This window comes from Mesorhizobium qingshengii, from assembly GCF_900103325.1.
GTDB classification, from domain to species: domain Bacteria; phylum Pseudomonadota; class Alphaproteobacteria; order Rhizobiales; family Rhizobiaceae; genus Mesorhizobium; species Mesorhizobium qingshengii.
Genome location: NZ_FMXM01000004.1, coordinates 78,270 through 97,431, shown reverse-complemented (window position 1 = coordinate 97,431; position 19,162 = coordinate 78,270). Strand labels below are relative to the sequence as shown.

The following is a 19,162-nucleotide window of genomic DNA, read 5'->3' as shown; positions in this document are numbered from 1 at the left end:
CGACTGGACCGATGGCTGCATTGCGGTTACGGATTCCGGGCATGGACGAGAACTGGGCGATGGCGGCCGATGGCTCACCATCGAGATCGAGTGGTAGACAATGAGCGACGACAAGGCGATCTGGCCTCCGATCGATCCGATTTCGGCCGGCCTGCACGGCCGCTGCCCGCGCTGCGGCGAGGGGCGATTGTTTTCCGGCTTCCTCACCGTCGGCAAGCGCTGTTCCAATTGCGGCCTCGATTATTCCTATGCCGATGCCGGTGACGGGCCGGCGGTCTTCGTCATCCTGATCATAGGCTTTCTGATCGTCGGCCTGGCGCTCTGGGTGGAAGTCACGCTGAGCCCGCCGCTCTGGCTGCATCTGCTGCTGTGGATCCCACTGGCCGTCGTGCTGTGCCTGACGGCGCTCCGGCTGATCAAGGGCGTGTTGCTCACCCTGCAATACCGCAACAAGGCCGCCGAGGGCCGGCTGGATCGCGGTGAATGAGCGAGGCGTCCGTGAAAGGTGGCGGCCGTGCGCGGCCAAGGACCGCATTGCTGCTCGGCCTCGGCCTGGTGCTGCTGCTGATCCTGCTGGCGCTTGGCACCTGGCAGGTGCAGAGACTGCACTGGAAGGAAAGTCTTCTCCAGACCATCGACCAGCGCACCCATTCGGCGCCACGGCCGCTGGCCGAAGTTGAGAAAGAGTTCGCCTCCACCGGGGACGTCGACTATACGCCTGTGACCGTCACCGGCACCTTCCTGCATTCGGGCGAACGGCACTTCTATGCTACGTGGGAAAGTGAAGCCGGCTTCAACGTCTACACACCGCTCGCCCTCGGCGACGGCCGCTTCGTCCTGATCAATCGCGGCTTCGTGCCTTACGACCTGAAAGATGCAGCCAAGCGTTCGCAAGGGCAGGTGCCGGGGAAGGTGACGATATCAGGGCTCGCCCGCAACCCGCTGCCGGCAAAGCCGTCGATGATGCTTCCCGACAATGACGTGGCGAAAAACATCTTCTACTGGAAGGACCGCGACGCGATGGCGGCGAGCGCCGGGCTGCCGGCGGGCGCCACGCTGGTGCCGATCTTCATCGACGCCGACAAGGCGCCCAATCCCGGCGGGCTGCCGGTCGGCGGCGTCACCATCATCGACCTGCCGAACAGCCATCTGCAATATGCGGTGACCTGGTACGGGCTTGCCGCGGCACTCGCCGCCGTGCTCATCCTGCGGCTTCGCCGACCCGTGAAAGAGGAATGAACGCGACCGACGCCCCCCTTTCTACCGACGCCCTTGACAGGGCGGGGGTACGCACCTCATTTCGGCTCTGATCAACCGGCCCGGATTCATGCTTCAGACAACCACCAAGCCTCCTCTGACGATCCGGCTCTGCCAGCCGCGCGGTTTCTGCGCCGGTGTCGACCGTGCCATCCAGATCGTCGTGTTGGCGTTGAAGAAATATGGTGCGCCGGTCTATGTCCGCCACGAGATCGTGCACAACCGCTATGTCGTCGAGGGGCTGCAAAGCCTTGGCGCGGTCTTCATCGAAGAGCTCTCCGAGATTCCGGCGGAACATCGCCAGAGCCCGGTCGTGTTCTCGGCGCATGGCGTGCCGAAATCGGTGCCGGCCGATGCCCAGGCGCGCAACCTCTTCTATCTCGACGCCACTTGCCCGCTGGTGTCGAAGGTCCACAAGCAGGCGATGCGCCACCAGCGGCTTGGCCGTCATGTGCTGCTTATCGGTCATGCCGGACACCCCGAGGTGATCGGCACGATGGGCCAGCTGCCGGAGGGAGCGGTGACGCTGGTCGAGACCGAAGCCGACGCCGCGAAGCTTGCGCCGGCCGATCCGCGCGCGCTCGGCTTCGTTACCCAGACCACCCTGTCGGTGGAGGACACCGCCGGCATCGTCCGCGCCTTGCAGGATCGCTTTCCAGACCTGCAAGCCCCGGCCGCGGAATCAATCTGCTACGCCACCACCAACCGCCAGGAAGCGGTCAAGGAAACCGCGGCCGGCGCCGATCTCTACCTGATCGTCGGTGCGCCCAATTCATCCAATTCGCGGCGTCTTGTCGAAGTGGCGGAGCGTGCCGGCGCCTCGATGTCGCTTCTCGTGCAGCGCGCCGCCGAGATTCCGTGGAATGACATCGCCGGCATCTCGACGCTCGGCCTGTCGGCCGGCGCGTCGGCGCCCGAAATCATCGTCGACGAGATCATCGACGCGTTCCGCCAGCGCTTCGATGTCACGATCGACCTGGCCATCACGGCCACGGAAACGGAGGATTTTCCGGTCATGCGGGTATTGCGCGACGTCGAACTGACGCGGGCCGACATGGCCTTCGTCAATGGAGCCGCGTAAAGCGAATGGCGGTTTACACCGATGTTGCGGAAGGCGAACTCGGCGCATTCCTGCAGCGCTATCCTGTCGGCGATCTCCTGTCCTACAAGGGCATCGCCGAAGGCACCGAGAACTCGAACTTCCTGCTGCACACCTCAAGCGGCTCCTACATCCTGACGCTCTATGAAAAGCGCGTCGAGAAGGCGGATCTGCCATTTTTCCTGGGCCTGATGGGTCATCTCGCCAAAAAGGGGGTGTCCTGCCCGCTGCCCGTGACCGCGCATGATGGCAGCGTCATCGGCACGCTCGCCGGCCGGCCAGCCGTCATCATCACCTTCCTCGAAGGGCTTTCACTGCGGCGGCCGACTTCAACGCATTGCGCCGAGGTCGGCAAGGCGCTGGCGGCCCTGCATCTGGCCGGCGCCGATTTTCCGATGACCCGTCCGAATGCGCTCGCAATCGACGGCTGGCGCAAGCTTTGGAATGCGTCCCACGAGCGAGCCGACGAGGTTGAGCCAGGCTTGGCGGCCGAGGTCGATGCCGACTTCGCCGATTTCGAGCGCAACTGGCCGAAGAACCTTCCCCAGGGCATCATCCATGCCGATCTTTTCCCGGACAACGTCTTTTTCCTCGGCGAAAAACTCTCCGGCCTCATCGACTTCTATTTCGCCTGCAACGATCTCTACGCCTATGATGTCGCCACCTGTCTCAACGCCTGGTGCTTCGAGAAGGATTTTTCCTTCAACCTCACCAAGGGCAGGGCGTTGCTTGCCAGCTATCAGAGCGTGCGTCCCTTGAGCGACCAGGAGAAGGCGGCACTGCCGATACTGGCGCGCGGTTCGGCGCTGCGTTTCATGCTGACCCGGCTCTACGACTGGCTGACCGTTCCCGATGGCGGGCTGGTGATGAAACGCGACCCGACCGAGTATATCCGCAGGATGCGGTTCCATCGGGCGATCAGATCTCCTTCGGAATATGGATTGGCATGAGCAAACAGGTTGAGATCTTCACCGACGGCGCTTGTTCGGGCAATCCCGGCCCCGGCGGCTGGGGCGCGATCCTGCGCTTCAACGGCACCACCAAGGAGCTTTCCGGCGGCGAGGCCGAGACGACCAACAACCGCATGGAACTTCTCGCGGCCATATCGGCGCTGAATGCGCTGAAGGAGCCTTGCACGGTCGACCTTCATACCGACAGCAAATATGTCATGGACGGCATTTCCAAGTGGATCCACGGCTGGAAGAAGAACGGCTGGAAGACCGCCGACAAGAAACCGGTCAAGAACGGTGAGCTGTGGCAGGCGCTGGATGAAGCCAACCGGCGCCACAAGGTCACCTGGAACTGGGTCAAGGGCCATGCCGGCCATAGCGAGAACGAGCGCGCCGACGAACTCGCGCGCGAAGGCATGGCGCCGTTCAAGAAAGGCCCGGTCAGGCCTGCCGCGGCGCCGAAGCCAGCAACACAGGCAAAGCGGCCGACGGTGGCAAAGGCGCGGCGCTCGACCCGGAGCTATTGAGCGAATTCGGCCGCCACTTTAGAGCTGTTCACCATTTCACGGAAACGGCAAACCGCTCTAACTCTTTGTTTTGACGCAATTCCGAACGGAAAACCGTTTCACACTTTTCCTGGAATTGCTCTAGCGGATCAACAGCGCCGTGCCGTAAAGCCCGAGCGCGAACACGGTGTGCGAAACGAGGTTGAGCGCCCGGATTTGCGTGGGATTGGGCCGCTTTGAAGCCGCCCAGCCAGCGCCCATGCCCGGCGCCAGCAGGAACCAGCCGGCGCCGACGGTGACGAGGCCCAGGATGAAGGCCGGCAGGAATGTCGGCGCCGCCAGCCAGGCCGTTCCAGCCAGCAGCACCAGGACGATGCCGTAAACGATGCCGACAAAATAGTGAAAGGCCCAGCCCAGCGCTGTCTCATGCGCGTAGGGCGCGGCATCGCCGATATCGTCGTGAAAGACCTTGCCTTCCCTGAGATGCCAGACCCAGCGACCGACCAGTCCCCAGTTCGAACGCGGCCGGGCAAACACGGTGTTCAGGAAAATCGCCCAGATATCCATCAGCGCCGTAGCGCCGATGCCGATCGCGATCGCGCGCCAGAAGATATCAGACATCGTTTGAGGTCCCCCCAAAAGCAGGCAGTTCTGGAGTGCAAGCGCAAACGTCAGGTCTGGGCGGTACCCCAGGCCCGGCGCTGTCGCTGAGGTTCAGAGCTGTCCGAGAATATGAGCCGCGCCGCTTTCGTCGACACCTGGCTTGGTCTCGACATTGAGCGCCGTCACCTTGCCATCCTCGACGATCATCGAAAAACGCTTCGAGCGCAGCCCCATGCCGCCTGCGGAAAGGTCGTTGTCGAGGCCGACCGCCTTGGCGAAATCACCACTGCCGTCGGCGAGATAGAGGATCTTGCCCTCCCCGCCGGTGAAGCGCGCCCAGGCGCCCATGACGTGAACGTCGTTGACCGAAACGACGGCGATCGTATCGACGCCGCGTGCCAGAAGGGCGTCATGGTTTTCGAGATAGCCGGGCAGGTGGTTGTTGCTGCAGGTCGGCGTGAAGGCGCCGGGGACGCCGAACAGCACGACCTTCTTGCCGGAGAAAATCTCGGCCGAAGTGATCGCCTTCGCGCCGTCGGCGGTCATCGTCTTGAAGGTCACCTCGGGCAGCTTGTCGCCAACGGAAATGGTCATGAGTTCCTCGCTTGGGGGATGGGGAAGGATGTTTGCTTGCGTAGCGAACTCAGCGGCTTCCTGCAATCGTTTGAGCAGACTGGATCAAGGGAAAGGCAGAAGCCCTTCGACCGCCCCGGCCGAACTCGTCAGCGTGTAATGAAGTCCGCCATCGGTGGGCGTCGTCGAAGGGCGGTCGAGGATCGGCACGGTGAAAATCAGCTTGCCGTCCTTTTCACTGCGGACAGGAGAGCCGAACATGTAATCCCGCTCACCGGCAACAAAGAAATCCGCTGCTTGCGGATCGCCGGGGAAGCTCGCCTCGACAATCAGCGTTTCGTGGTCGCCGGGCAGGACGTTGATGCCGAAATCCGGCCTTGCGGGCGACGGCAGTGCTGTGAAACCCGCCTTCACCAGCGCCGCGTCGTCGGCATTGTCCGGGTCTGAGGCTGGGTCGACAGTCAGCCGCGTCTGCACGGGGATACAGATCGTTTCACAAATACCGAGAAAAATGTCGGCGTCGATGACGGCTGGATCCTTCGCCGCCGACAGGGTGAACACCACCGGCAGCGAAACCGGGTAGTCGTAGCCCGCCCATTTACCATAGCCGTCGTCGTGACGCTGCGGTGCCGGGAAGGAAAGCCTGGCCTCGGCGATGTTGGTGCTGGCCGAAATGTCGAGCTGTGGCGGCACACCCGCGTCGCCCGGGTCGCGCCAGTAGGTCTTCCAGCCGGGTTTGAGCGCTATGTCGAGAACACCCTGGATGCGACCGGCATCATCGGGTTTGCCGGTCGTCACCAGCCGGACCTTGCCGCCTTCACTATTGTACCACGCCGACGAGGAGGCGGCGGCGGGAAGAGCGGTTGCCAATCCGATCGCGGCGCCGAGCAGCAGGATTTTCAAGCTTTGCATGGCGGTGATTTGATCGTCCGTTCGTGGCCGCGCAATGTTTTCATGGTGTTGCCGATATCATATTTGCGTGACCTCGAGCGGAAGAATGCTCGAGCCGGCGGCATGGGCTTTGGTCGAATCCCGCACGGTACATCTTTTCGGCGCTCTGGAAACGCGTTACCCTCTCGCCATGGACTTGCTGCGCCACAAGAAGACAGCCGCCAGCCGCGGCTTTCTCGATGACCAGTTCCTGATTGCCATGCCCGGCATGAAGGACGACCGTTTCACGCGCTCGGTCATCTATGTCTGCGCGCACAGCGATGAAGGCGCCATGGGCCTGATCATCAACCAGACACAGCAGATGCTGTTTCCGGATTTGCTGGTGCAACTGGGCATCATGAACGAACAGGAGGCGATCCGCTTGCCGGCGCAGGCTCGTGATTTCGTCGTGCGCAATGGCGGGCCGGTCGACCGCAGCCGGGGCTTTGTCCTGCATTCGGGCGACTATCGGGTGGAATCGTCGCTGACCGTCTCGGACGACATCTGCCTGACCGCCACCGTCGACATATTGCGTGCCATATCGTCGGGCCGCGGCCCCCGTCACGCGCTGATGGCGCTTGGCTATTCGGGCTGGGGCGCCGGCCAACTGGAGACCGAGATCGCCGAAAATGGCTGGCTGACCTGCCCGGCCAACGCCGAGCTTCTGTTCGACACCGACATAGAGCGCAAATACGACCGGATCCTTGCCTCGATCGGCATCGATCTGGCCCATCTGAGCCTCGCCGCCGGGCACGCCTGAACCCAGGCAAGCCTTGATCTCAGGCTTGCGTCAGCGGATACTGCTCCTTCAGCGTCTTCAGCACCTGGTCGCCCGGCATCGGGGCGCCGAACATGAAGCTCTGAACATATTCACAGCCCATCTGGCGCAGTTCCAGCGCGTCGCTTTCGTCCGAAATGCCCTCGGCGACCACCGACAGGCCAAGCTCATGCGCCATGTTGACCATGGATTTGAGCAGCACCGCGCGTTTGGGCGTGTTGTCGTCGACGAAGCTCTTGTCGATCTTGATGGTGTCGAAGGGGAAGCGCGTCAGATAGGCCAGTGAGGAATAGCCGGTGCCGAAATCGTCCAGCGACAGGCCGATGCCGAGCTGCTTCAGCTTGGTCAGCACGTGGGCGGTCTGCTCGGGATTGTCCATCACCAGCGATTCAGTGAGTTCGAGCCGGAAGCAGCGCGGCTTCAGATTGGCCCGCGCGATGACGGAGCGGACGTCGCTGACCAGGTCGCGGCGGATGAGCTGGCGGCTCGACAGGTTGACCGACACCGACAGCGGCGCGTCGCCGATCTGCTTTTGCCATCCGGCAAGGTCCTCGGCCGCCTGCTGCATGGCGAATAACCCGAGCTGCACAATGAGCCCGCAGCTTTCGGCGACCGGGATGAAATCCGCCGGCGGGATCATGCCGCGGCGCGGATGATCCCAGCGCAGCAAGGCTTCGAAGCCGGCGACGCTGCCATCCTCCAGCCGCACGATCGGCTGGTAGGCAAGCGTGAATTCACGCCGTTCGATGGCGCGCCGCAGGTCGGATTCGAACTGCAGCCGATCGGTGCCGACGGTGCGGAAGGCCGGCCGGAACGGCTCGATCCTGTCGCCGCCGAAGCGCTTGGCCTGATGCATGGCGAGCTCGGCATCCTTGACCATGTCCTCCGCCGACATCTGCGGCGAGTTCCAGGTGATCAAGCCGATCGACGCCGTCAGCACGATCTCGCGCTTGGCGAAGGTGATCGGGTTGTTGATGGCATGCTTGATGGCGTCGGCGACAGCGGCGATGCGGGCCGGGTCCTGTTCGGAAAGCAGCATCAGCGCGAACTGGTCGCCGGCAAAGCGCGACAGCGAATCCTTCGGTTTGAGCAGCCGGTGCAGGCGACGCGCAATGGTCAGCAGGATGGTGTCGCCGGCCGAGATGCCGAGCCCGTCATTGACCTGCTTGAAACGGTCGATGTCGATGACGAAGACGGTCGGGCGCACCTTCTCCTCGGTGCGTGCGATCGAGATGATCGCTTCCAGCCGGTTCATCAAGAGTTCGCGGTTCGGCAGGCCGGTCAGGTTGTCGTGCACGGCGTCGTGCAACAGCCGTTCCTCGGACTTCTTCTGCTCGGTGACGTCGACCATGGTGCCGACGCAGCGGATGACCTCGCCGTCGGATCCGATGACCGGCCGTGCGCGCAGCGAAAACCAGTGATAGTGGCCGTCGGCGCCGCGCAGGCGGAAGTTCTGCGACACCCGGCCGCGCCGATGTTCCAGCACGACGTCGAGCGTCGTGCGGAAGGTGTCACGGTCGTCGGCATGCAGCACCGGCAGCCAGTTGCGGGCAGCACCTCCAAGGCTGTTGGGCGCCAGCCCAAGCTGGATGCTGACATCGGGCTTGGTGACGACGCGATCGCGCAGCACATCCCAGTCCCACACCGTGTCGCCCGACCCGGCGACAGCCAGCGCCTGCCGTTCGAGGTCGGAGAACAGGCCCTGGTGCAGCGCGCCGCCAGCAAAGGCGTGCTGCATGACGGTGAAGCCGATCAAGAGGATGATCAGGATCAACCCGCCGCCTAGCGCGGGCTGGGCGATATCGTTGTCGAGCATGCCGGTGATCGCCATCCACGACCCGCATAGCCACAGCAGCACCATGACCCAACTGGGCACCAGCATGATGGCGCGATCATAGCCGCGTATGCCGAGGAAGATGATCAGGCCGAGCCCGGTCAGCGCGGTCGCGGCAAACGAGATGCGGGCGATGCCGGCAGCGACCGCCGGATCGATGATGGCCACACCCGCGATCAGCACCAGGCCAAGGATCCAGACCAGTGCCCCATAGCTGAAATGGCCGTGCCATCGGTTGAGGTTGAGATAGGCGAACAGGAACACCACGAAGGTTCCCGCCAGCGCCACCTCCGTTCCCGCTCGCCACATCTGCTCATTGCCCGGCGAAATCTCTATGATCTTGTTGAGGAAGCCGAAATCGACGCAGATATAGGCCAGCACCGCCCAGGCAAGCGCTGCCGTCGCCGGGAACATCGACGTCCCCTTGACCACGAAAAGGATAGTCAGGAACAGCGCCAACAGGCCTGCGATGCCGATGACGATGCCACGGAACAGCGTGTAGGAATTGACCGAGTCCTTGTAGGATTCCGGATCCCACAGATAGACCTGCGGCAGCTTCGGCGAGGCAAGTTCGGCGATGAAGGTGATCACCGTGCCAGGGTTCAGCGTCACCCGGAACACGTCGGCGTCGGGGCTGGTCTGACGATCGAGCGCGAAGCCTTCGCTCGGCGTGATGGCGGCGATGCGGGTCGAGCCGAGATCCGGCCAGAAGATGCCGGAATTCACCAAGCGGAAATGCGGCGCGACGATCAGCCTGTCGAGCTGCTGATCGGTGGTGTTGGCAAGCGCGAACACCGCCCAGTCGCCGGTCGATCGCGCGTCATTGGCCTCGACCTCGATACGCCGCACGATGCCGTCCGGTCCGGGAGCGGTCGACACCTGGAAATTCTCGCCCTGGTTCCGGTAGATCTCGACGGCGCCCGACAGGTCGAGCGCGACGTCGTCGCGGGCAATCTTGATCGGCTCGACGGCGAAAGCCGACGATGCCGCGCACAGCGCCAGGATTGTCGCGAGGACAAAGGCGAACAGCGGCCCGTTTCGCAGGAAATTCGTCAAAAATCAGTCCTTCGTTCCAGCGCCCGGCGGATCGTCCGCGATCCGGGCGTAGAGGTAGTGGTCCTGCCAGATGCCGTTGATCCGGAGATAGGATCGCAGAAGTCCTTCGCGCCGGAATCCGGCTTTTTCAAGCACGCGGATCGACCGGGCGTTGTCGGGAATACAGGCCGCCTCGATCCGGTGCAACCTCAGCGTATCGAAGGCGAAGCGCGCCACCACCTTGACAGCGTCGGTCATCAGGCCACGGCCGCCAAAGCGCTCTCCGATCCAGTAGCCGACGTGACCGCTCTGCGAAACGCCGTGGCGTATGTTGCCGAGCGTTATGCCGCCCGCCAGCTTGCCGCTGCTCTTCTCGAAGATGAAGAAGGCGATCGCGGTTCCCTGGGCATAGTCTTCGCGGTAGCGGCTGATGCGCAGCCGCCATGCCGTACGGTCGAGTTCATCGGGGGTCCAGCGCGGCTCCCATGGCTCCAGGAAGGCGCGGCTCTCGCCGCGCAGCACCGCCCATTCGCGGTAGTCATTCGTGAACGGCACACGCAGCGTGACGCGGTCACCCTTCAGTGCCGGCAGGTCACGGCGAAAGAAAGGGAGTGCGAACACGACGCTTTGAGGGGCTTAGACGGCGAGCTTGCGGGCCGTGGTCTGCGTGCCCGCAAGCGAATCGAGGATCGCCTCGTATGGTGCCAGCGTACCCACAGGCCCGACCGCGGTAAGCGTCGGCTTGGTCGAGAACAGCCGCGACGACAGATCGGTCAGCCGTTGGACCGTCAGCGCCGACAGCCGCTCCATCAGTTCCTCCTTGCCGATCGGCCGGCCGAACAGAAGCATCTGCCGTGCGATCTGCGAGGCGCGGCTGGCCGGGCTTTCGGCGGACATGATCAGCCCGGCGCGATATTGGGCGCGCGCCCGGTCAAGTTCTTCCTGCAGGATGTTCTCGCCGGCCTTCTGCAATTCGTCGATGATGACAGGCACCAGTTCGGCGATGTCGCTCTGGCCGGTCGCGGCATGGACGCCGAAGATGCCGGTGTCGGAAAAACCCCAGTGGAAGGCATAGACCGAATAGCACAGGCCGCGTTTCTCACGGACTTCCTGGAAAAGACGCGACGACATGCCGCCGCCGAGAATCATCGACAGCACCTGCGAGGCATAGAAGTCGCGCACGTGATAGGCGCGGCCCTCGAAGCCCAGCACGATCTGCGCGTCCATCAGGTCGCGATCCTCGCGGAAGTCGCCACCGACATATTGCGCATATTGCGGGATGGTGCTGTCGGCCTTGCTGCGGAAGCCACCGAGGTGCTTTTCGACCTCGCGCACGAAATTGTCGTGCTTGATGTCGCCGGCGGCCACGATCACCATGCGCTCGGCGCCATATTGCCGTTCGATGAAATCGTGCAACTGCTTCGAGGTGAAGGATTTGACGGTCTCGGGCGTGCCCAGGATCGAGCGACCGATCGTCTGATGGCGAAACGCCGTCTCGGTGAAACGGTCGAAGACGATGTCGTCGGGTGTGTCGTGTGCGGCGCCGATCTCCTGCAGGATCACGTGCTGCTCGCGTTCGAGTTCCTGCGGGTCGAACTCGGATTCCTGCAGGATGTCGGCAAGGATGTCGACAGCCAGCGGCACGTCGTCGGAAAGCACCCGCGCATAGTAGGAGGTGGTCTCGACACTGGTGGCCGCATTGATCTCACCACCGACATCCTCGATTTCCGAGGCGATTTCGAAGGCGCTTCGCCGCTTCGTCCCCTTGAACGCCATGTGTTCGAGCAGATGGGCCATGCCATGCTCTTCGTCACGCTCATTGCGGGCACCGGACTTGACCCAGGCACCAAGGGCAACCGATTCGATGCTTTGAAGGGTTTCGGTGGCGACTGTCAGGCCGTTCGACAGACGGCTTACCTCAACACCCATATGGCTTGTACTCCCTAACGCGCCGCTCGCGCGCGGCGGCCGACGTAATCTTCCACCATTTTCAGGTCGGATGGAAGTACCGTGTATTTTTCGTGCGCGGTCATCAACCCACCTAGCCATGCGGGCAGTGCGGGCGACACGCCACTGGCGGCTTCGACGGCGGCCGGAAATTTCGCCGGATGGGCGGTGCCCAGCACCACCATAGGCACGGCGCCGGCCGCCTTGCCCGCCGCCACATGCACGGCTGCCGCGGTATGCGGATCGAGCAAATAGTTGCTGGCCGCAAGCGTCGAGCGGATCGTGGCGGCGACCTCGTCCATCGTTGCGCGGCCGGCGTCGAATTCGGACCGCATCCTGCCGATCTCCGCCGCTTCGATGGTGAAGGCGCCGGACTGTTTGAGCCCGGCCATGTAGCGCCGCACGGTCGTGGCGTCCCGGCCGGATGCCTCGAACAGCAAACGCTCGAAGTTCGACGACACCTGGATGTCCATCGACGGCGAAGTGGTCGCAAAGACGCCCTTGGTGCGGTATTCGCCGGTCGCGAAGGTGCGCGCCAGGATGTCGTTGTCGTTGGTGGCGATGACCAGTCGCTCGATCGGCAGGCCCATCTTCTTGGCGGCGTAGCCGGCGAAGATATCGCCGAAATTGCCGGTCGGCACCGTGAAGGACACCGGCCTGTCGGGCGCGCCGAGCGACAGCGCCGAGGAGAAATAATAGACGATCTGGGCCATGATGCGGGCCCAGTTGATCGAATTGACCCCGGACAGCGCAACCCGGTCGCGGAAGCCGTGATCGTTGAACATGTCCTTGAGCAGGCCCTGGCAATCGTCGAAATTGCCTTCGATCGCCAGCGCATGGACGTTTTCAGCCGTCGATGTCGTCATCTGCCGCTGCTGCACCGGCGAGACGCGGCCATGTGGGAAAAGGATGAAGATGTCGGTGCGGCTGCGGCCGGCAAAGGCATCGATGGCCGCCCCGCCGGTATCGCCTGACGTGGCGCCGACGATGGTGGCGTGCTGGTCGCGTTCGGCAAGCACATGGTCCATCAGCCGGGCGAGCAACTGCATCGCCACGTCCTTGAAGGCGAGCGTCGGGCCGTGGAAGAGTTCCAGGATGAAGGTGTTGGGGCCGGTCTGCACCAGCGGGCAGACGGCTTCGTGGCGGAAAGTGGCATAGGCCTCGCGCACCAGGCGTTCGAAGACGGGCGCCGGGATTTCGTCGCCAAGGAACGGCGACAGCACGCGGATGGCAAGATCGGGATAGGCAAGGCCGCGCATGGCGCGGATCTCGGCGGCGGAGAACCGCGGCCACTCACGCGGGACATAGAGCCCGCCGTCGCGCGCCAGGCCAGCCAGCACGGCGTCGGAAAATCCAAGCACGGGCGCTTCCCCGCGGGTACTCACATATTGCATCGTCACAAATCCATTGCCGCTTGGCTTTTCCGTTCACCAGAAGGTGGTTAATTTCTGCGCTGGCTCAGTCGCATTTTTGCCGCGCGGTTGATATACGTCACCAGCTTTGCGAGAGGGAAGTGCAGTTTCATGGCGTTTCGTACATTCAGTGGTCGCTTTTTGGCGGGTCTTGCGCTCACCGGCTTTATGCTTGCCGCCGCCGGCTGCCAATCGGGCGACAATGGCATCCTGAACCTCGGCATCGGCAAGAAGGACCCGACGGCGCCACCGCCACCGCAGGATCCCAAGGTCCTGGCCAGCCAGTTGCAGGCCTATTGTCCGAGGGTGACTGTGCGAGATGGCACGGCCTTCTTCAACACGTATGGCAAGGACGTCCAGAAGTCCAAGCCCAAGCTCAAGAAGACCGGCGATGCCGCGCAGGATGCTGCGGCCCAGGCTGCGGCTGACGCCGCCGCTGCTACTCCGCCCGACGATTCGGCGAGGATCATTTATCAGGCCTCGATCAGCGACGTGACCCGCGACTGCAGCCGCGCCAACGGGCAGCTGACGATGAAGATAGCGGTCGCCGGCAGGATCGTGCCGGGGCCGAAGTTCTCGCCCGGCACCATCACCATGCCGATCCGCACCGCGGTGATGCACGGCACCGAAGTGCTTTACTCGCAGCTTCACCAGTATCAAGTCCAGGTGACCGACCCCTCGGTCGCCACACAGTTCGTCTTCACCGATTCCAGTGTCGTCGTGCCGGAGCCGACGGCGCAGGATTATCAGGCCTATGCCGGCTACGATGAGACCGCACCCAAGGCGACGACCGACAAGCCGAAGAAGACCCACAGGAAGAAAGTGGCGACAAATTAAGGGGCTACCTGCCCAACGTGCGTCCGGACGGACGCACGTTTTCAAGCATCGGCCGACCACTCCGACAGCGCCGCGATGACGCTTTTCAGCTCCGCCCAGCGGCGGATCACCGTTTCGGCGCCGGCTTCGGTCAGCGCGTCGGCATGACCGGGATAATTGTGTCCGGCACCAGTGAAGCCGATCACGCGCATGCCGGCTGCCCTGGCGCCGTGGACGCCATGCACGGAATCCTCGATGACAAAGGTGCTCGCCGGATTCGCGTTGAGCTTTTCCGCCGCAAACAGGAACACGTCGGGCGCGGGCTTGGTCTTCTTGCTCGGTATTTCCAGCGCCGAAAATATCCGGCCAGCGAAAAACGGCATCAGGTGCACTTTCTCCAGCATGAACTCGACCCGCTCGGTGCGCGAATTCGAGCAGACACAGCGCGGCGCCGTTACCGCGGCGACCGCCTCGCGCACGCCATCGATGGCACGGACGTCGCTGCGCAACTTGCGGTCGACCAGATCCTCGGCGCGGTCGATGAGTGAGGCCTGGAACGGGATGCTGGACTTCTCCTCGACCCGCATCATGATGTCCTTGAAGGTCAGGCCGGCATAGGTTTCCGCAATTTCCTCGGCCGAAATTTCGTACCCGGCCAAGGTCAGCAGCTCGGCCTCGACACGCGCGGCGATGATTTCGGAATCGACGAGAACGCCGTCGCAATCGAAGATGACAAGGTCTGGCTGGGGCATGGTTATCCGGACAGTGGGAGGAGAAGGGGCCTCGGAAGGCTCAGGCGGCGCGGCATACACCAACAGGTCGGCCTTCGCAAACTCGGCGGTCTTCACCGAATGTTTACGCTGATCGGTAACCATAACAGAGAGTAAAACAGTAACGCGTGCCTTGGGTGTCAGAATGTCTGCCGTGCGTCTTCTCGACGAGCTTTCCCACGCTCCCCAGCAATCCGAATGGCTGGATACGATCCTGAAGGGCGACTGCGTCGCCGCGCTCGACCGGCTGCCGGAAAAGTCGATCGACGTCATTTTCGCCGATCCGCCTTACAATCTGCAACTCGACGGCGATCTGCACCGCCCTGACCAGTCCAAGGTCGATGCCGTCGACGACGACTGGGACCAGTTCGAAAGCTTCGAGGCCTACGATGCTTTCACCCGCGCCTGGCTGCTGGCGGCGCGCCGCGTGTTGAAACCCAACGGCACCATCTGGGTCATCGGCTCCTACCACAACATCTTCCGGGTCGGCGCCAAGATGCAGGACCTGGGGTTCTGGATCCTCAACGACGTGGTCTGGCGCAAGACCAATCCGATGCCGAACTTCCGCGGCCGCCGTTTCCAGAACGCCCATGAGACGATGATCTGGGCCTCGCGCGACCAGAAGGGCAAGGGATATACCTTCAACTACGAAGCCATGAAGGCCTCGAACGACGACATCCAGATGCGCTCAGACTGGCTGTTTCCGATCTGCACCGGCGGCGAGCGGCTGAAGAACGACAATGGCGACAAGCTGCATCCGACGCAGAAGCCGGAAGCGCTGCTCGCCCGCATCATGATGGCCTCGACCAAACCGGGCGACATCGTGCTCGATCCTTTCTTCGGCTCCGGCACCACCGGCGCGGTGGCCAAGCGCCTCGGCCGCCATTTCGTAGGCATCGAGCGTGAGCAGGCCTATATCGACGCCGCCAATGAGCGCATCGACGCGGTGCGGCCGCTGGACGGCGCTGATCTGACCGTGCTCACCGGCAAGCGCGCCGAGCCGCGCGTTGCCTTCGTCAGCCTCATCGACACCGGACTGATGACGCCCGGCGCGACGCTCTACGATGCCAAGAAGCGCTGGGCGGCCAAGGTGCGCGCCGACGGCACGGTGGCGATCGGCGACAGCGCCGGCTCGATCCACAAGATCGGCGCCGAAGTGCAGGGCCTGGATGCCTGCAACGGCTGGACCTTCTGGCACTATGAGCGCAGCGGCGGCCTGACCCCGATCGACGAGCTTCGCCGCATTGCACGACTGGGGATGGAGCGCGCAGGGGCCTGAGCCCTGCCATTTGCTGCCCTAATTTGCGTTGATTCAAAACCTCATTGGATCACCGCAAGCGATTCAAATCACGCTTTGATTCCGAGGCGCTGAAGGTCCGCTTGAAGCGTCGTCGCGTCGGTGAACAGCACCGATTGCCAGCCGGCCGCCTTGGCGCCGTCGACATTCTTCTGGCTGTCGTCGATGAACAAGGTGGCCGACGGCTCGAGGCCGAACGTGGCGACGTGATGATCATAGATGCCGCGATCCGGCTTGATCATGCCGATCTCGCCGGAGATGGTGACGCCGCGCGGCCGTTCCAGAAAATCGAAGCGCTTGCGCGCCTCGGCCAACGTGTCGGTGGCGAAGTTGGTCAGCATGGTCACGTCGTGACCGCTCTCGATCAGGCCGACCATGATGGCGACGCTGTCGTCATAGGCATGCGGCACCATGTCGTGCCAGTAGCGGCGGAAATTGCGAATGTTTTCCGCGTGATCGGGATGCTCGGCGATCAGCAGCGCCTCGGCCTCTTCCCAGGTCCGGCCACGGTCCTGCTCGATGTTCCAATCATGCGTGCAGACATTGTCGAAGAACCATTTCCGCTCCTTCTCGTCGGGAATCAGCCGGCTGAACGGAATGTTGGGATCGTAGTGGATCAGCACTCTGCCGATGTCGAAAACGATGTGGCGGACTTCAGTCATGGGGCCTCTTTACATAGTGTGGCGACGGTTTTTTCGTCGCGCCGGGTATCGCAGCCTCGATTGCCTTTTTCATGACAGTGGGCAGTGCCTCGCCGGAAATTTCATGGGCCAGCGACCAGAAATGCCCCGCCGGCGCGGCGACGTTCACCTCGGCACGAAAGACGTCGAGCTCAAGCACGAAATGGGTGAAGACATGGGCAATCTGGCCAGCAGGCCGCCAGTTGGCGGGGAAAGGCGCTGCCGCCTCGGTGGTCGCGCCGTCGACCCGCGCCGTCCAGTCGGTCGTCGGCACCTCGGTCATGCCGCCGAGCAGGCCTCTTTCCGGCCGCTTGCGCAGAAGGATGGCGCCGTCGCCGCGCACGGCGACGAAGGCCGCGCCGCGCCGCAACGGCTTGTCGGCCTTCGGCAGGCGCACGGGGAAGTGCTCGGGATCGCCTGAAACAGTGGCGCTGCAGTCTTCGCGTAGCGGGCACAGCATGCAGCGTGGCCGGCGCGGCGTGCAGATCGTCGCCCCCAGATCCATCATCGCCTGGGCGAAGTCGCCCGGCCTCGTCCCTGGCATCATGCGCTCGACATGGGCACGGATCACAGCCTTGGCTTCGCTCAGCGGCGTGGTGATCGAAAACAGGCGGGAGATGACGCGTTCGACATTGCCGTCGACGACGGCGGCCGGCTGGTCGAAGGCGATCGCCGTGATGGCCGCCGACGTATAGGCGCCGATGCCGGGCAGGTCCCTCAGGCCAGCCTCTGTGTCGGGAAACCGGCCGCCGCGCCCGGCCACCAGATCGGCACACGCCTTGAGATTGCGGGCTCGGGAGTAATAGCCGAGCCCGGCCCAGGCCTTCATCACATCCTCGGTCGGTGCCGCGGCGAGCGCCTCGACGTTAGGCCATTTCTCGACGAATGCGCGGAAATAAGTCTTCACGGCTTCAACCGTGGTCTGCTGCAGCATGACTTCGGACAGCCAGATACGATAAGGGTCGGGCCGCACGCCGCGCGCATGCTGCCGCGGCGTGATACGCCACGGTAGCTCGCGGTGATGGATGTCGTACCAGCCGAGCAGGCGGGACGCGATGTCGTCGCCGCTTCCAGATGCAGCTGCGCTGCTATCTCCAGATGCAGCAGCGCTGCTATCTCTGGATGCGGTCTTGCGGGTCTGGTCTGCTGGTGCCATTGATCGGGAATTGGCCTTGGCGATGCTGATGAAGGTCGTGGCTGGAGGACGTACATGGCAGGGAGAAAGCCCTACGGCAATCCCGTCCCGGTGAGCGATCTTGCAACCGAAATCCTCGATCCGGTGCTGCGCAAGCGGGCCGGCATTTCGATCGGCCTCGTCCAGTCATGGGAAGAGATCGCCGGTCCGCGCCTCGCCAGCCGCTCTCGTCCCGAGAAAATCCAGTGGCCGCGCCGCATGCATGAAGACGATCCGTTCGAGCCGGCGGTGCTGGTCATCGCCTGCGAAGGCATGGCCGCACTCCACCTGCAGCACGAGACCGGCGAGATCATCAACCGGGTCAACGCCTTCCTCGGCTTCACCGCCATCAGCCGGATCAAAATCCTGCAGAAACCGGTGACAGCGGACAAAGGACGGCCTAAACCGACCTTGAGGCCGCTGACCGCGGCCGAGAAGACGAAATTGTCGGGCACTGTCGGCCTGATCGACGATGATGGACTGCGCGCCTCGTTGGAAAAACTTGGCGCGACCATTATTGGGGAAAGGAAGTCATAGATTTGTCGCCAATCTCGCGCATTCGTGATCGCCCTTGTCAGGTTTCGCGATTGGATTGGGGACAGGGATGCCTTAATTCGCGCCAACTCTCGCCTTTTCGTGCTTTTGCATTGCAAAATCCAACCCTTGTCAGGTGATTCGTATGAACCGTCCCCCGTTTGGCGCAAGCTTGTCTCGCAGAAACCTTCTGTCTTCGCTGGCCGCCATTCCGGCGGTGGCCCTGCTCGCGGCTTGCAGCGACTCCGGCGAGGAAGCCAAGGCCGCGGATGTCAAGCCTGCCGCCCCGGCCGCGCCCGCGAAGCCGGCCACGCCGGCCGCCGCTACCGCGCCGGAAGCACAGGGCACGGTGGACATGGCGGAATTGCTGAAGCCGGGTGCGCTGCCCGACAAGCAGCTTGGCAAGGACGACGCCAAGGTCACCATCGTCGAATACGCCTCGATGACCTGCCCGCACTGCGCGCATTTCGCCGAGACCACCTTCCCGGATCTGAAGACGAAGTACATCGACACGGGCAAGGCCCGCTACATCCTGCGCGAATTCCCGTTCGATCCGAGCGCCGAGGCCGGTTTCATGCTGGCGCGTTGCGCCAAGGATAACTATTTCCCGATGGTGGATGTCCTGTTCAGGCAGCAGGCGAACTGGGTTGGCGTCGCCAACACCAAGGATGCGCTACTGCAAATCTCGAAGCTCGCCGGTTTTACACAGGAGTCCTTCGAGGCCTGCTTGACGGACCAGAAACTTCTGGACGATGTGAGATCGGTCCAGAAGCGCGGCGCCAATGAATTCAAGGTCGATTCAACGCCGACCTTCTTCATAAACGGTAAGACCTACAAAGGGGCGATGTCGATTGAGGAAATGTCGGCCATCATCGACCCTCTGCTCTGACGCTCGGGCGCCGAAGCGGCGGCACTTCGGCGTGTGCGGCTTTTCGTTGTGCCGCGACCTGATCATGGGGCGGCGTGA

At 63.2% G+C, this 19,162-nt stretch carries 20 protein-coding genes; 10 read left to right on the top strand and 10 right to left on the bottom strand.

Annotation, left to right across the window (positions count from 1 at the left end):
* The first annotated feature begins 100 nt into the window (after positions 1 to 100).
* The 5 genes from BLS48_RS07245 to rnhA all read left to right on the top strand — a co-directional run bounded on the left by BLS48_RS07245 (position 101) and on the right by rnhA (position 3,833).
* Positions 101 to 487, top strand: a complete 387-nt coding sequence (locus tag BLS48_RS07245) for a DUF983 domain-containing protein (RefSeq protein WP_091576364.1) — start codon at positions 101 to 103, stop codon at positions 485 to 487.
* Positions 484 to 1,239, top strand: a complete 756-nt coding sequence (locus tag BLS48_RS07240) for an SURF1 family protein (protein WP_167364987.1) — start codon at positions 484 to 486, stop codon at positions 1,237 to 1,239. The genes BLS48_RS07245 and BLS48_RS07240 overlap by 4 nt, the downstream gene beginning before the upstream one ends.
* An 88-nt stretch (positions 1,240 to 1,327) precedes the next feature.
* The gene (ispH, locus tag BLS48_RS07235; RefSeq protein WP_091576363.1) at positions 1,328 to 2,338 is read left to right on the top strand and encodes a 4-hydroxy-3-methylbut-2-enyl diphosphate reductase; all 1,011 of its coding nucleotides are present in this window, start codon (positions 1,328 to 1,330) and stop codon (positions 2,336 to 2,338) included.
* A 5-nt stretch (positions 2,339 to 2,343) separates the two neighbouring features.
* On the top strand, positions 2,344 to 3,306 hold the full coding sequence (locus BLS48_RS07230; protein ID WP_091576361.1) for a homoserine kinase: 963 nt from the start codon (positions 2,344 to 2,346) through the stop codon (positions 3,304 to 3,306).
* Positions 3,303 to 3,833: a ribonuclease HI gene (rnhA, locus tag BLS48_RS07225; protein ID WP_091576360.1), complete on the top strand. Its 531-nt coding sequence runs from the start codon at positions 3,303 to 3,305 to the stop codon at positions 3,831 to 3,833. The genes BLS48_RS07230 and rnhA overlap by 4 nt, the downstream gene beginning before the upstream one ends.
* 120 nt (positions 3,834 to 3,953) lie before the next feature.
* Here rnhA and BLS48_RS07220 read toward each other — a convergent pair whose 3' ends face one another.
* The 3 genes from BLS48_RS07220 to BLS48_RS07210 form a co-directional block, all read right to left on the bottom strand.
* Positions 3,954 to 4,433 carry a DUF2938 domain-containing protein gene (locus BLS48_RS07220; protein ID WP_091576358.1) on the bottom strand — a complete coding sequence of 160 codons (480 nt, stop codon included), beginning with the start codon at positions 4,431 to 4,433 and terminating at the stop codon, positions 3,954 to 3,956.
* Positions 4,434 to 4,526: 93 nt separating this feature from the next.
* On the bottom strand, positions 4,527 to 5,009 hold the full coding sequence (locus BLS48_RS07215) for a peroxiredoxin (RefSeq protein WP_091576356.1): 483 nt from the start codon (positions 5,007 to 5,009) through the stop codon (positions 4,527 to 4,529).
* An 84-nt stretch (positions 5,010 to 5,093) separates the two neighbouring features.
* Positions 5,094 to 5,900, bottom strand: a complete 807-nt coding sequence (locus BLS48_RS07210) for a protein-disulfide reductase DsbD domain-containing protein (protein ID WP_091576355.1) — start codon at positions 5,898 to 5,900, stop codon at positions 5,094 to 5,096.
* A 169-nt stretch (positions 5,901 to 6,069) separates the two neighbouring features.
* On the opposite strand from BLS48_RS07210, the gene BLS48_RS07205 reads away from it, so the two are divergent.
* Positions 6,070 to 6,678 carry a YqgE/AlgH family protein gene (locus BLS48_RS07205; protein ID WP_091576862.1) on the top strand — a complete coding sequence of 203 codons (609 nt, stop codon included), beginning with the start codon at positions 6,070 to 6,072 and terminating at the stop codon, positions 6,676 to 6,678.
* Positions 6,679 to 6,697: 19 nt separating this feature from the next.
* On the opposite strand, the gene BLS48_RS07200 is transcribed toward BLS48_RS07205, so the two are convergent.
* The 4 genes from BLS48_RS07200 to thrC are packed head-to-tail and all read right to left on the bottom strand — an operon-like array spanning position 6,698 to position 12,906.
* Entirely contained in the window at positions 6,698 to 9,586 is a 2,889-nt protein-coding gene (locus tag BLS48_RS07200; RefSeq protein WP_091576353.1) for an EAL domain-containing protein, read from the bottom strand.
* A gap of 3 nt (positions 9,587 to 9,589) precedes the next feature.
* Positions 9,590 to 10,186 carry a GNAT family N-acetyltransferase gene (locus tag BLS48_RS07195; RefSeq protein ID WP_091576351.1) on the bottom strand — a complete coding sequence of 199 codons (597 nt, stop codon included), beginning with the start codon at positions 10,184 to 10,186 and terminating at the stop codon, positions 9,590 to 9,592.
* Positions 10,187 to 10,201: 15 nt separating this feature from the next.
* Positions 10,202 to 11,494, bottom strand: coding sequence for a M16 family metallopeptidase (locus BLS48_RS07190; RefSeq protein WP_091576350.1), 1,293 nt, complete (start codon positions 11,492 to 11,494; stop codon positions 10,202 to 10,204).
* Between the two features lie 14 nt (positions 11,495 to 11,508).
* Positions 11,509 to 12,906, bottom strand: coding sequence for a threonine synthase (thrC, locus tag BLS48_RS07185; RefSeq protein WP_091576348.1), 1,398 nt, complete (start codon positions 12,904 to 12,906; stop codon positions 11,509 to 11,511).
* Positions 12,907 to 13,035: 129 nt separating this feature from the next.
* Between thrC and BLS48_RS07180 the strand changes: the two genes are divergently transcribed.
* Complete coding sequence (locus tag BLS48_RS07180; RefSeq protein ID WP_091576347.1) at positions 13,036 to 13,761, top strand: hypothetical protein; 726 nt, start codon at positions 13,036 to 13,038, stop codon at positions 13,759 to 13,761.
* Positions 13,762 to 13,802: 41 nt separating this feature from the next.
* Here the strand turns inward: BLS48_RS07180 and BLS48_RS07175 are convergent, their stop codons facing one another.
* A complete protein-coding gene (locus BLS48_RS07175; RefSeq protein WP_091576345.1) occupies positions 13,803 to 14,492 on the bottom strand; it encodes an HAD family hydrolase in 690 nt (229 codons plus the stop codon).
* A gap of 163 nt (positions 14,493 to 14,655) precedes the next feature.
* Here BLS48_RS07175 and BLS48_RS07170 point away from each other — a divergent pair, with 163 nt between their 5' ends.
* Positions 14,656 to 15,789, top strand: a complete 1,134-nt coding sequence (locus BLS48_RS07170) for a site-specific DNA-methyltransferase (protein ID WP_091576343.1) — start codon at positions 14,656 to 14,658, stop codon at positions 15,787 to 15,789.
* Positions 15,790 to 15,857: 68 nt separating this feature from the next.
* Here the strand turns inward: BLS48_RS07170 and BLS48_RS07165 are convergent, their stop codons facing one another.
* The gene (locus tag BLS48_RS07165; protein WP_091576341.1) at positions 15,858 to 16,469 is read right to left on the bottom strand and encodes an HAD family hydrolase; all 612 of its coding nucleotides are present in this window, start codon (positions 16,467 to 16,469) and stop codon (positions 15,858 to 15,860) included.
* On the bottom strand, positions 16,462 to 17,643 hold the full coding sequence (gene mutY, locus BLS48_RS07160; protein ID WP_091576339.1) for an A/G-specific adenine glycosylase: 1,182 nt from the start codon (positions 17,641 to 17,643) through the stop codon (positions 16,462 to 16,464). The genes BLS48_RS07165 and mutY overlap by 8 nt, the downstream gene beginning before the upstream one ends.
* Before the next feature lie 54 nt (positions 17,644 to 17,697).
* Between mutY and BLS48_RS07155 the strand changes: the two genes are divergently transcribed.
* Complete coding sequence (locus BLS48_RS07155; RefSeq protein ID WP_091576338.1) at positions 17,698 to 18,198, top strand: DUF721 domain-containing protein; 501 nt, start codon at positions 17,698 to 17,700, stop codon at positions 18,196 to 18,198.
* A gap of 142 nt (positions 18,199 to 18,340) precedes the next feature.
* Positions 18,341 to 19,084 carry a DsbA family protein gene (locus BLS48_RS07150; protein ID WP_091576336.1) on the top strand — a complete coding sequence of 248 codons (744 nt, stop codon included), beginning with the start codon at positions 18,341 to 18,343 and terminating at the stop codon, positions 19,082 to 19,084.
* Positions 19,085 to 19,162: the final 78 nt, after the last annotated feature.